The organism is Fontibacillus panacisegetis, assembly GCF_900102215.1.
In the GTDB taxonomy this organism is placed as follows: Bacteria; Bacillota; Bacilli; order Paenibacillales; family Paenibacillaceae; genus Fontibacillus; species Fontibacillus panacisegetis.
The window spans coordinates 90521-102660 of sequence record NZ_FNBG01000013.1 but is presented as its reverse complement, the minus strand read 5'-3'; the positions used below and the strand labels follow the sequence as shown (position 1 = coordinate 102660).

General features: G+C 41.9%; 11 protein-coding genes and 1 pseudogene. 7 read left to right on the top strand and 5 right to left on the bottom strand.

The window, feature by feature from the left end:
- Positions 1-4: 4 nt before the first annotated feature.
- The 3 genes from BLS49_RS12680 to BLS49_RS12670 form a co-directional block, all read right to left on the bottom strand.
- Positions 5-634: a nitroreductase family protein gene (locus BLS49_RS12680; protein WP_091230717.1), complete on the bottom strand. Its 630-nt coding sequence runs from the start codon at positions 632-634 to the stop codon at positions 5-7.
- A gap of 43 nt (positions 635-677) precedes the next feature.
- Positions 678-1103 carry a MarR family winged helix-turn-helix transcriptional regulator gene (locus tag BLS49_RS12675; RefSeq protein ID WP_091230713.1) on the bottom strand — a complete coding sequence of 142 codons (426 nt, stop codon included), beginning with the start codon at positions 1101-1103 and terminating at the stop codon, positions 678-680.
- Between the two features lie 257 nt (positions 1104-1360).
- Entirely contained in the window at positions 1361-2062 is a 702-nt protein-coding gene (locus tag BLS49_RS12670) for a 4'-phosphopantetheinyl transferase family protein (RefSeq protein WP_281243740.1), read from the bottom strand.
- Positions 2063-2202: 140 nt separating this feature from the next.
- Between BLS49_RS12670 and BLS49_RS12665 the strand changes: the two genes are divergently transcribed.
- The 6 genes and pseudogenes from BLS49_RS12665 to BLS49_RS12640 all read left to right on the top strand — a co-directional run bounded on the left by BLS49_RS12665 (position 2203) and on the right by BLS49_RS12640 (position 8764).
- Positions 2203-4092 (top strand): sensor domain-containing diguanylate cyclase, encoded by a 1890-nt coding sequence (locus BLS49_RS12665; RefSeq protein WP_091230710.1) that lies wholly within the window; start codon positions 2203-2205, stop codon positions 4090-4092.
- 158 nt (positions 4093-4250) lie between these two features.
- Complete coding sequence (locus BLS49_RS12660; RefSeq protein ID WP_091230706.1) at positions 4251-5756, top strand: GGDEF domain-containing protein; 1506 nt, start codon at positions 4251-4253, stop codon at positions 5754-5756.
- Between the two features lie 16 nt (positions 5757-5772).
- On the top strand, positions 5773-6285 hold the full coding sequence (locus BLS49_RS12655; RefSeq protein ID WP_091230703.1) for a hypothetical protein: 513 nt from the start codon (positions 5773-5775) through the stop codon (positions 6283-6285).
- Positions 6286-6424: 139 nt separating this feature from the next.
- Positions 6425-6715: pseudogene (locus BLS49_RS12650) on the top strand (hypothetical protein); the annotation flags it as partial.
- 77 nt (positions 6716-6792) lie between these two features.
- Entirely contained in the window at positions 6793-7533 is a 741-nt protein-coding gene (locus BLS49_RS12645; RefSeq protein ID WP_091230699.1) for a Bax inhibitor-1/YccA family protein, read from the top strand.
- A 475-nt stretch (positions 7534-8008) separates the two neighbouring features.
- Positions 8009-8764: an AAC(3) family N-acetyltransferase gene (locus BLS49_RS12640; protein WP_091230696.1), complete on the top strand. Its 756-nt coding sequence runs from the start codon at positions 8009-8011 to the stop codon at positions 8762-8764.
- A gap of 49 nt (positions 8765-8813) precedes the next feature.
- Here BLS49_RS12640 and BLS49_RS12635 read toward each other — a convergent pair whose 3' ends face one another.
- Positions 8814-9803, bottom strand: coding sequence for an aldo/keto reductase (locus BLS49_RS12635; protein WP_091230693.1), 990 nt, complete (start codon positions 9801-9803; stop codon positions 8814-8816).
- Between the two features lie 98 nt (positions 9804-9901).
- A complete protein-coding gene (locus BLS49_RS12630) occupies positions 9902-10735 on the bottom strand; it encodes an AraC family transcriptional regulator (RefSeq protein ID WP_091230689.1) in 834 nt (277 codons plus the stop codon).
- Positions 10736-10940: 205 nt separating this feature from the next.
- On the opposite strand from BLS49_RS12630, the gene rlmN reads away from it, so the two are divergent.
- Positions 10941-12008, top strand: coding sequence for a dual-specificity RNA methyltransferase RlmN (gene rlmN, locus BLS49_RS12625; RefSeq protein ID WP_091230685.1), 1068 nt, complete (start codon positions 10941-10943; stop codon positions 12006-12008).
- Positions 12009-12140 lie beyond the last annotated feature (132 nt).

Here is a 12140-nt window from a genome sequence, read left to right as displayed (position 1 = left end):
TTGCTTACTTCCATTGAGCAATTCGGTCGATAGGAAGTCGAACAGATTGATAACCGCTGTCAGCTGCTTTGCCGATAGAAATGAGCATAACAGGAACATAGCGATCCTTGTCCAAACCGAAGGCTTCTGCAATTTGATCCTTCTCATAGCCGCCCATAGGACATGTATCATATCCGTGAGCACGTGCTGCCAGCATGAGCTGCATCGATACCAGCCCTCCGTCAATGAGCACAGTATCTTTATTCACTTGAGAATCCAGAGCTGAAAAATGTGCTGAAAGAACGCTGATTTGTCTTTCTTTTACCTCTAATGGCATGTATCCAAGCTCTACGGCTTTACCGTATATCTCTTCCCCGTATTCGAAATTGTTGAGATCGCCAAAAACAGCGATGACCGCTGAAGATGTAGTGACCTGAGTTTGATTGAACCGTGCCAGTGGCGCCAGCTTAGCTTTCCCTTCCTCACTATCGATAACTAGAAAGCGCCAAGGCTGCATATTGACTGAAGAAGGAGCGAGTGTCGCTTCGGTAAGTATTTCCGTCATTTCTTCTTTACTGATTTTTACCGATTCATCATATTTGCGAATAGAACGGCGTCCTGTAATGATTTTTTGAAAATCGTTTGTTTTTTGCATAGTTTCATCTACTCCTTTTATCTATATCGTTAATTATTGTAAGTTACATAAGAATGTGTTGAATGTTGTTTTGCATCCGATTCAGCAGATCAAGGAGCAATTTGCGCTCTTCAGCCTGAACATCCTCCAGCATAGTATTTACGAATCGTTTTTTTTCTTCCTCAAAGGTATCAATTTTTTGACGTCCATAATTGGTAAGTTTAACCAGAGTGACTCTGTTGTCGCTTTCCTTCTTACGTCTAGTGATCATTTCATTAGCCTCAAGCTGCTGTAAATGGCGTGTTATTGCGGCATTATCAATATTCAGCTCTTTTTGAAGATCCTGTTGACTCAGCTCATCTCCCTGATAAAGCAATTGTAGCAGTTCAAGCCTCGAGGGGCTGATACCTGTACACTCGGAAAATTTCGAGTTGATTTCTTTATTAAGAAAATGCAGCTTATACAATATTGTTGATTCTAAAGAGCACAAATTAGCTCATTCCTCCTTTACATTTATACAAATCAACAATGTTTGATGCATCAATCATTGATATATCAAACATAATAAATCAATTTTATTAAATTTGCAACAATGTTTTAGGCGAGACAAAAATCCCCTCTGGTCTACAGTGTCAAGTTCATCATCCAATGAACTTTAATTTCACCGTCTACATGAGGGGATACTACCATGTTGCTGCTCTGGATCATTCTCTTTTTTAGATGATTCTTACATTGTTCGTGATATAATTATAGATATTTTACAAAGCGTTGGTGCAGTTCATCTTCGCTGATTAATACGAGATTCTCATCAATATGCTCACGCTGTGCACAAAGTGATATTTTATAATTATTATCGATAGTATATTGTTTGAAAAAGCAGTGATTGAATGTATTAGATGTCTGAAGCTGAATCATATCCTTGGTTTTTCGAATGGTAAATGAGGATAGTGGCATGGACAGGCCAAGGCCCACCGCTTTGATGTAGCTTTCCTTAAGCGTCCATAAGTCATAGAAGTAATCCAGCTTTGTCTGATCGTCGGGAAGATCATTTAAGTCATGATACTCCTTCTCTGAGAAGCAATGTCTGGCTAAGTCAAGATCAAGCTCGCGAATTCTCTCAACATCTATGCCGACAGGGTAGTCGGAAATGGCAGATAGTACCCATCTCCCTGAGTGGGAGTTGTTAAAGTGCAGGTCATCGAGACCTTGCAGAAGGGGTTTGCCATTCTGGTTACTGGTGAAGAAGAGCTCGCTATTTTTAATTCCTAGCTGATCACATAAAAGCAGTCTTGATAGAATATCTGCACTTAAAGTTCGTACAGCATCCTCTACGTGTACGAACCTTTTAATTCGGCGCTGCTTCTCTACAGGAAGAGCCGTAATAAGCTGTAGTAAGGGTGAGGAGGCCATATCCTCCGGCAGCTGTAATCCAAAGACTCGGGTATCCACTATATTCCTCCTTCGGATATAATCAACTCGTATTATAGTGACCTGTTCTATACTTGTAAATCTTTTGCTCAAGAAAATGATACAATCGACTTATATTATGAAATTGCTAGAATGGCATTTGCGACGGGAGGAGGTTGTGCATGAGACATCATTTGTTGATTGTGTTCCTTCTTTTTGTGCTTTCCGGATGTATGGTACAGAGTACAAATTCCTCGTATCACCCTGAAGCGGTAGCTGGAGTTATAGACGTTACTGGCATTCAGGGGGGGCAACATAAGCTTGCTGAATTGAATGGGGAATGGTCATTCTATTGGAACCAGTTGCTAGAGCCAGCGGATATTGAAGCAGGACGCGGTGAGCTATCGGGTTATATTGATATGCCAAGTAACTGGGAAAAGTATAAATTAAATGGAGAAGAGCTCCCTGGAAAGGGATACGCAACCTTTGTATTGAATATGCAAATTTCCGAAGTAAATAGGGTCAAGGCTCTATCTATTCCGAAAATATATTCGAATTACAAGCTGTGGATTAATGGTCAGCTTGAAGCTGCTAGTGGAGTAGTAGGAACGGATTCAACCAGTAGTGTTCCACAAAAAATAACGCAGATCATATATTTCTCGTCAAACACAAATCAGGTTCAGCTTGTATTGCAAATTTCAAATTATCATGATCTACGGGGCGGAATGTGGGACCCTCTCGTTTATGGCGCAGCCTCAGCTGTATCCATGAAGCATGATCACCATTTGGCAGAAAGAGGCCTTTTAATTGGTGTTCTGGCCCTGTCGGGTATTTACCATCTGGGTATTAGTATGTTCCGTAAAAAAGATCTCTCCATGCTGTACTTTGGGTTGTTCTGTCTCAATGATGCTTTGAGGAATTTATTGATTGATGAAGTGCTCATTACGAAGTATTTTCCTCATTTCCCTTGGGCACTTGCCATGAGGATGGAGTACATTTCCTTATATATGGAGTTTGTGCTTTTGGCATTGTTTACGCTGCATCTGTTTCCCAAGCAGGCTTCGAAAAAATTCACTAAAGCAGCCTTGGCTATCGCTGGAATTTATGTGATTGTAACTTTGATTTTTCAGGCAGAAGTGTATATTCGATTCCTGATTTTTTATCAAATCTTTATGTTGGTCGGTTTGCTCTACGCGCTGATTGTGTTTATTCGTGCGGCGCTGCATCGAGAGGATGGGGCCATGTATGCGCTCGTAGGCTTTTTGATCTTCGAAACGGTAGTGGCATTTGATTTACTTAAATATATTTTCAGATATTCAGAGCGTAGCATATATTCGATAGGTATCGTACTGTTTATCATCTGCTTCTCTTTTGTTCTATCGAAGAAGTTGTCCAAGGCATTTAATACGACCGAGCAGCTCGCCAATGAACTAACTGAATTGAACGAGGGCCTGGATTGGAAGGTACATGAGCGGACCTTGGTGATCGAAGAGTCACGCAAACAGTTAATAGAGCTCAATCGCCAGCTGCAGGAATGGTCTATGGCAGATGGATTAACAGGAGCAGCGAATCGCAGGCATTTTGATGAGTACTTGGGAAATCATTTGATGTTAGCCATTGAGGATCAATCTCCAATCTCGTTATTGCTAATCGATATAGACTATTTCAAGCGGTACAATGACAGTTATGGACATATTCAGGGAGATCGTTGTCTGCAAGCTGTTGTGAATGCTATTAAAACAAGCTTTCCCCCATCAGACGGTCTGGTTGCCCGTTATGGAGGAGAGGAGTTTGCAGTGGTTTTACCAGGATATAGTGCTGAGCAGGCTAAAGATATTGCTGAAAAAGTATGTGATTTAGTCAAGCAGCTGCGAATTTCACATGAAAATTCAAAGGTTGCAGATGTTATAACTGTCAGTGTTGGTGTTGCTACAGTGTATTTAAAGGAAGATAAAGAGTACACGAAGCTGATCAAATTAGCGGATAATCATTTGTATAAGGCTAAAGCGTTAGGAAGAAATCAAGTGTGCGCACAGAGCGAAGTCGATTATGCGGTTGAAAGTTCAGTATAGTAATAGTGTCCGCATACCGTTCTTTATGAAAGCAGAACGAAAATTTCATGGATTGTTATTTACATTCAGTTGAAAAATACTCTTCAATGTAAAATAATGATGATACAATAGATTTAGGTCATTATATCTAGTCATCACGGGATTGGGAGTGTTTGCTGGTGATTATACAATATATTCAATTAGTGATATACACCATCATTCTAGTAATCATTACCAACTATTTTCGGTTTAAAGGAAGGACTACATTCAACAAGTGTTTTTTAGTTGTTTCTAGTCTTGTCTTGGTAGAGATTGAAGGATTATTGTTTGACTTTTTGAATACTAAATGGATATTGGCCGTTTTTATTGGTGTATCGGTAATATGTTTTCATATTCTGGGGGGATTGGTTAGCGCGGCTGTCTCTGGGCTGATTTTATTTGTACAGATTGGTGAAAGCGATTTAACGGTATTGTTTAGCTATCTGTCGTTTGCTGGATTGGTACATTTGTTAGCTAGTTTAGTATCCAATACTCAGATAGAAAGTGATCATTGGCTGAGCAAGCTTACTGAAAACTCTAAGCAATTGAATGTTTTTAAAGAAGTTAGCTTCTCGATGCAGCAGACGCTGAATTTGCAGAAATTGCTGAAAACGATTTTGACCTCTGTAACCGCAGGATATGGCCTCGGTTTTAATAGAGCGATCATTCTGTTAATTGATGAGAACGGTTCTAAGCTAAGCGGAATAATGGGCACAGGTCCAATGACCGCTGAAGAAGGCTACAAAACGTGGAATCGGATTACAAAGAGTAAATATAATCTGATGGATCTCATTGAGAATAAGGAAAGTGAAAAATCCATCGACTTGTTGCTTAATGAACGAGTGATGCGGCTGGAGATTCCGCTCGATGAGCCCAACTTTTTGTATAGAACCTTGGAAAGTGAAACTCCGTTACATATTAAAGGAATCGACGAAAATGACAGGGCCCTACAGTTATTTGCCCAACAGTTCAATATGAGCGAATTGGCAGTTTTCCCCCTGATTAGCCAAGGAACGAAGGTTGGGATTCTAATAGTCGATAATCCAGTAAATAAGAAGCCTATTACTGCTACTGCTATAGAAAGTGTTATTCCACTTGCTAACCAAGCCGCTATCGCCATTCAACATACACGTTTATATAGTAAGATTGAAGATATGGCTTTGAAGGATGGGCTAACAGCTCTGTTCAATCAAAGAGCATTTCAGACAGTATTGGAGCAGCATTGGACACATAGAAAACAGTCTCCGCTATCCACGATTTTGATCGATATCGATTATTTTAAGCATTTTAACGATACGAATGGCCATTTGCTAGGTAATCAGGTGCTGATTCAGTTGGCTGATGTTATTAAAAGCTCAATAGATAATCAGGATTTGGCTTTTCGTTTTGGTGGCGAAGAGTTTGTGGTGCTTCTTCCTTCTACAAGCAAGGAGGCTGCTGTGCAAGTCGCTGAGCGTATTCGTATGAATGTAGAAAATACTTCGTTTCCCTGTGGAGAGAAACAACCCGCAGGGCGCTTAACCATTAGTCTGGGCGTAGCTTCTACCGAAGAGATGCAGTCATCAATTGCCTTCGATCTGGTTGATATTGCTGACAGGGCTCTTTACAGGGCAAAGGAAGCTGGTAAAAATAAGGTTGTATGCTAAGAGGAGGGGGACAAGCGTGACTGGATTCAGTGTAATAGTCGCTACTTTGGTTTTTGTTGGATTCCTTTTGCTTAGCAGCCGTTTCTTTTGTTTTGTTGAAATGAAATCTGTAGCTGTAAGGATTACAAAATCTCTGGGCTTAAATATAGTAGATCTTGATTATTCTTTTGAGCAAATTGTTTATTTTGTATCCCTGCCGAGCAACATACCGACATTAAAAAATGCCAAACAAGAGGATCTGGTGATCAAGCTGGATTATAGATCTCTTTTTTTTCCTCGATTAACAGGCATTAAAATATTTATTAAGACCGAGGAAGAGAACATCATTATCTCATATTTGCCGACAAAAGACTTTCGGCTGCCTGTACTGGATCAAATTCTGGAGCAGGGCAAAATTAACAGGGACGATTATTTAAAAATCAGCACATACAAGTTGATTCATCAGACGACACTCAATGAGATCGCAGAAGAATCCTATAAGCAGATTCGTCTGGGCAGGAACGGGAAGACGGTGTCGGAGGAAGCCTGAGTTGGTAATTTTGATAGAAAATATCACTTGGATACTACAAGTCCTTCAGTCGCTAAAATAGCGAACGGGGGGCTTTTTTGCGATGTTGTGGAGTCTCCAAGTATTGAACAAATGCCCATGCCCCTACATAGCATATACCACGGTGACTGGAGCCATTACTGGGCTGGATGGATCTGGATTCTCCGGCATTTCCCTCGCTGGATCGATCGCTAAATTGTTTGCTGTTGCTACGCATTCAGGGACAGCTACGTTAACGGCACTTGGCCAAATAGCTGCAATCTGGGTTGGCGGCGGTACTTTGATTCCATGGGCATTGATTCCAGCAGCAGCTATTTGTGGGGTGAGTCCGTTTGAGCTTGCTCGCCGCAATTTGAAGCCTGTGTTGATTGGACTGATCGTCACCACGGTTGTCGCCAGCTTTTTGTTATAACAATCGAGGGAAAATATGGGATAAGGCCTCAAAATATGATATTATTGAGTCAAAATAACTAATGAGGTGATCTATCCTTGATCGGACGAAGCGGTAATCCTACTTTAAATGACAATACTTTTGAACCATCTGGGCAATATGTAGGACAGGACAGCATGACAATTAATGGTACAGTGAACAAGGCATTTATTACGCTTACTATACTTTTGGCAAGCGCGTTCAGTACATGGATGATGTTTTTTGACGGATACAATGTAACCACTTTTGCCATTGGCGGAGCAATTGTAGGGTTTGTTCTTGCATTGATTATTTCTTTTAAGCCTACAACGGCTCCTATCCTGGTGCCGGTTTACGCTATAGCTGAAGGTATGTTCCTTGGTGCGCTTTCAGCCAGTTTTGAGAATCTATATTATGGAATTACTCTGCAGGCGGCATTATTGACCATGGGCGTATTTTTTGCTCTTCTCCTTGCTTACAAGACGAGAATGATCAAGGCGACCGAAAACTTTAAGCTAGGCGTATTTGCGGCTACGGGCGGCATTTGCTTGGTGTACCTGTTGAGCTTTGTCCTTCGCCTATTCGGTATTAATATGCCATATCTTCACGATAGCAGTTGGATCGGAATCGGAATCTCTGTAGTTATTGTTATCGTGGCTGCACTCAACCTTGTGCTGGACTTTGACTTCATCGAAAATGGCGCTAACCAAGGCGCTCCTAAATATATGGAATGGTACGGTGCATTTGGATTGATGGTTACTTTGGTGTGGCTGTACATTGAAATGCTTCGTTTGCTGGCTAAAATTTGGAGTCGGGATTAAGGGAAGCGATTGATTATTAGTATGAAACGTCTGATTCTCAGATGATCGAGGTCACCGTCTATGGACGGTGGCTTTTTTATATAGTTTTTCCGTCTTCTGATGGATTTAGTGATAGGCATGTCATTTTGCATTCATTAGTATTCAGCAGGTTGATAAGAAAAGTTGTAATAGTGCAGTTTTTTCAGCTCATTCTGTAGATAAAGAACAAAAGTCTGCAAATCTGCAGGAATTACGGCCTCCTGATAACTAAAATGGGAGTTTTATGTACGAAAGGATGTACTTTTGCAGGAATTTAATTTAACCAAATCGGTTGAGTGAATAAAGCTGCACTTTTGCACGAATTTACAATCAAATCAGTATTACTAGAATCGCCAATCAATCATCAAAAGGCTTAGCGTAATTCGGAAGCATCTCAAGGCTATGTTATGATGAAGGCGAGAAGCTACTAGAATTATAACGACTAGGAGGAACGGATGTGTACACAAAACAGGACTTGATCCATCATCTTGATGAGGCGGGAGTTCACCGTAAGGGAACGCTGCTGATGCATTCGTCTATGAAAAGTATTGGAGAAGTAGAGGGTGGTGCAGATACGGTGCTGGATGCTCTTTCAGAATATATGCAAGAAGGATTGCTTGTTTTACCGACGCATACATGGTCTTATATTAATGCAGAGAATCCGAGATTTGAGGTGGAATCATCTCCATCCTGCGTAGGGATATTGCCTGAACTATTTCGGCAACGCAGCGGTGTGATTCGTTCCATTCATCCTACACACTCCGTGGCAGCTCTTGGTGAGGATGCGGCTTCATTCGTAGAAGGAGCGGAACGTTGGGATACACCGTGCCATAGAGAGTCTCCATGGGGCAGGTTACTTGATCGAGAGGCCACCATTATGCTCGTAGGTGTGGATTTGCGCCGTAATACGTTTATTCACGGAATCGAGGAATGGGTGGATATTCCGGGAAGATTAACAGATGGTCATGAGCAGCTATACGCAGTTCTTGGAGACGGAACGGAAATATCAGTGCCATCTCGAAGACATTGCGGATTGCCTTGGTCTGAGCATTTCTGGAAGGTAGAAGGAGTACTGGAGCAGCAAGGAGCCATTCATAAAGCACGATTTGGCGATGCCGACACTTGGGTATGTGATACCGTGAAAATGACGAGCATTTTATCTGACATGCTGCGCCAGAACCCTGATCTTTTCTCAGATAATGAACCCTTGTAAGAGGCTGTTCTCAGAAGTTGTTATTTAGAATCAGTTACTTGACTACCACTTAAGCCAAAATACGATCAATCTGTGCAAGCTCCTCGTCAGTAAATGACAGATTGTTGATTGCAGCCGCGGCATCCTCAATTTGACTGACTTTACTTGCGCCGATTAAGGCAGAGGTAACTTTGCCGCCACGAAGCGTCCAGGCGAGAGCCATTTGGGATAACTTTTGCCCGCGCTTGGCAGCCATGTCATTCAGCCTGGACACTTTAGCGATGACCTCTTCTGTAATTTCACCTTGATTCAGGAACACACTTGGTCCAGCAGCTCTGGAATCCGGTGCAATCCCGTTCAAATACCGATCCGTCAAAATACCTTTATTCAGAGGAGAGAATGCAATTGAACCGATTCCTTCCTCTTCTAATATTTGCAGCAATCCCTGCTCAGGCTGACGTGCCATCATCGAATATTGAGGCTGGTGAATAAGGCAAGGAGTACCAAGACTCTTCAGAATACGTGAAGCTTCAAGTGCCATTTCAGGTGAATAATTTGAAATACCGACGTATAAGGCTTTCCCCTGACGAACGAGTAGATCAAGAGCAGCCATCGTCTCCTCAAGCGGAGTATCCGGATCTGGGCGATGATGATAATAAATATCTACATAATCAAGTCCCATTCTTGTTAAGCTTTGATCAAGACTGGAAACGAGATATTTCTTGGAGCCCCATTCACCATAAGGACCTGGCCACATGTAATATCCTGCTTTAGTGGAAATAATCATTTCGTCGCGGTACGGCATGAAATCGTCTCTTAAAATTCGACCGAAGGTCTCTTCAGCGGAGCCAGCGGGCGGTCCATAGTTGTTAGCAAGGTCGAAATGAGTGATTCCCAGATCAAAAGCTCTTCGCACCATTGCTCTTCCGTTCTCGTACTTATCGATGCCACCAAAATTATGCCACAGTCCAAGAGAAATGGCGGGCAGCTTCAATCCACTTTTTCCACATCTCCGATATGTCATCATTTCGTATCGCTTATCATCTGCTGCATATACCATGATCATCTCTCCTTTAGTCTTACTAAGTATATTGTATATATTTCATGAAAGATAACCTATAACAGGAGGGGTGAGATTTATAGACTAATGTCTGTTTTCTACTTCAATGAATGTGAATACATGCTGGGTGGTATGCCCTTAATCTTCTTGAACATTCTTGAGAATAGCAGCGGGTCCTGATATCCTACGGATCTTGCGACCTCACCTACTGTATATTTGCCCGTAACCAGTAAATCACAGGCTCTATCCATTCGATAGTGCAGTAAATATTGTCGAGGCGGTATATCCAGTGATTTTTTAAAAAGAGTGCTTAAATGCTTTCGATCGATCCCCAAGCTATCCGCGTGATCTGCAAGTGAAATATTTTCGTTATAGTGAGTATGAAGAAATTCAAGAGTCTGGTGCACGTATTGATCACCTCTTCCTGAAATTACTGCCGGTGTTGATGTTCTCTCTGCAGTCTCTACCCAAGTAGCCAGAAATTCGTAGAAAATACTGTTCAACCTCAAATCCAAGGCAGCGCTCGATAAGGAAGCGTCGGATAAGTGGTCATATAAAGTGGGCATCACTTTACTGTCCATTGAAAAAATGGGCATCTCTGGAGTAAGAAAAGTTCGACTGAGCAGCTCCTGCACCTCACTCCCCTCGAACCCAATCCACGAATAGGTCCAGGGATCTTCGTCATCAGCTTTATAATAATAGACAATATCAGGCCAGATCAGAAAGGCTTGCCCAGCCACAAGCTGGACGGCTTCTGTTCCGGCTCGCACAACGCCTTTTCCTTTATGAACAAAGTGGATTTTGTATAAGTCCCTAACTCCGGGGCCGACAGTATGTCCTGGAACGCAGTCCTCTTTTCCCCAGAAGACAAGCTGCAGCCCGGGAGAGATGTCCTCCGAGGAACGAAAGGAATTGTATTGAAAAACAGCCATAGAGTTTGCGCTTCCTTCCTTACATAATAGTTAAAAGGAATTATAGCATGGTTTGATTTATTTACTCCTATAGCTATGAGATTTCTCCTATCATGGAAATAACCTGATTTCGGCAATATACGTACTCTTGTTTTAATAAATAAAATTTGCGACAATAGAACAGATTTGTTAATGTAACTTCAGGCATTTGAAAAGAGGATAACGCATGAATAAGGCATCTATATATGGATTAACACTTGAGGAATTGATTGCTTGGCTCGCAGAACGAGGGTTCAAGAAATCACGAGCTCTGCAGGTATGGGACTGGCTATATCGTCAAAGAGTGACCGATTTTGCAGATATGAGCGATGTAGCACCGGATTGCATAGAGCTGCTTCACGAGCATTTTGCGATTCAGACATTGACTGAGTATACAAGACAGGAATCTCAGGATGGTACGATCAAGTTCTTGTTCAGATTAGAGGACGGGAATCTTATTGAGACGGTCTTGATGAAACATAAATTCGGGTTATCCGTCTGCGTTACTACCCAAGTAGGCTGTAATATTGGCTGCAGCTTCTGTGCAAGTGGTCTGCTTAAGAAGAGTCGTGATTTGACTGCAGGTGAAATTGCGGAGCAAATAATGAAGGTGCAGCTTCATTTGGATGGGGTAGGCAAAGATGAGCGTGTTAGCCATATCGTCGTGATGGGGATTGGAGAGCCGTTTGATAACTTTGAGCATATGGTTAATTTCTTAAAGATCGTTACCGATCATAAAGGACTTGCCATCGGGCCAAGACATATTACCGTATCAACAAGCGGCTTGGCTGATAAAATCAAAGAATTTGCCGACCTCAACCTGCGGGTGAATCTGGCGATTTCATTACATGCACCAAACAATGAGCTCAGAACTCGTATTATGAAAATAAACCGTGCAATTCCTCTCGAGAAGCTGCTTCCGGCGATTGATTATTATTTGGAGAAAACTAATCAAAGGATCACGCTGGAGTACATCTTGTTGAGAGAAGTTAATGATCAGCGTGAGCATGCTGAGGAGCTGGCTGAGCTAGTTGGTGATCGCCGTCCGTTCGTTAATGTGAACCTGATTCCGTACAATCCGGTGGATGAGCATAGTCAATATCAACGAAGCGACAAGGAAACAATTCTTGACTTTTACGATGAGCTGAAAAAGCGTAACGTGAGCTGCAGTGTTCGCTTGGAGCATGGAACCGATATCGATGCTGCGTGCGGACAGCTTCGGAGCAAGCAGATTAAGAAGCTTGAGCAGGTATAACGTCAGGTAAATAATTTAAAAGGATTATTGCTGAAGCCCCCAGGGCTTGACAGCAACAATCCTTTTTCTGTTAAGTATGCATTTTAACTATAATTCATTATTTGATTTGAAGCTTGCTGGATCTATGTACAA

What these genes read in the sequence shown, in the direction of transcription:
- BLS49_RS12680 (WP_091230717.1), bottom strand. Translation starts at nt 634, where the DNA reads ATGCAAAAAACAAACGATTTTCAAAAAATCATTACAGGACGCCGTTCT.
- BLS49_RS12665 (WP_091230710.1), top strand. Translation starts at nt 2,203, where the DNA reads ATGAGACATCATTTGTTGATTGTGTTCCTTCTTTTTGTGCTTTCCGGA.
- BLS49_RS12635 (WP_091230693.1), bottom strand. Translation starts at nt 9,803, where the DNA reads ATGGTATATGCAGCAGATGATAAGCGATACGAAATGATGACATATCGG.
- BLS49_RS12630 (WP_091230689.1), bottom strand. Translation starts at nt 10,735, where the DNA reads ATGGCTGTTTTTCAATACAATTCCTTTCGTTCCTCGGAGGACATCTCT.
- rlmN (WP_091230685.1), top strand. Translation starts at nt 10,941, where the DNA reads ATGAATAAGGCATCTATATATGGATTAACACTTGAGGAATTGATTGCT.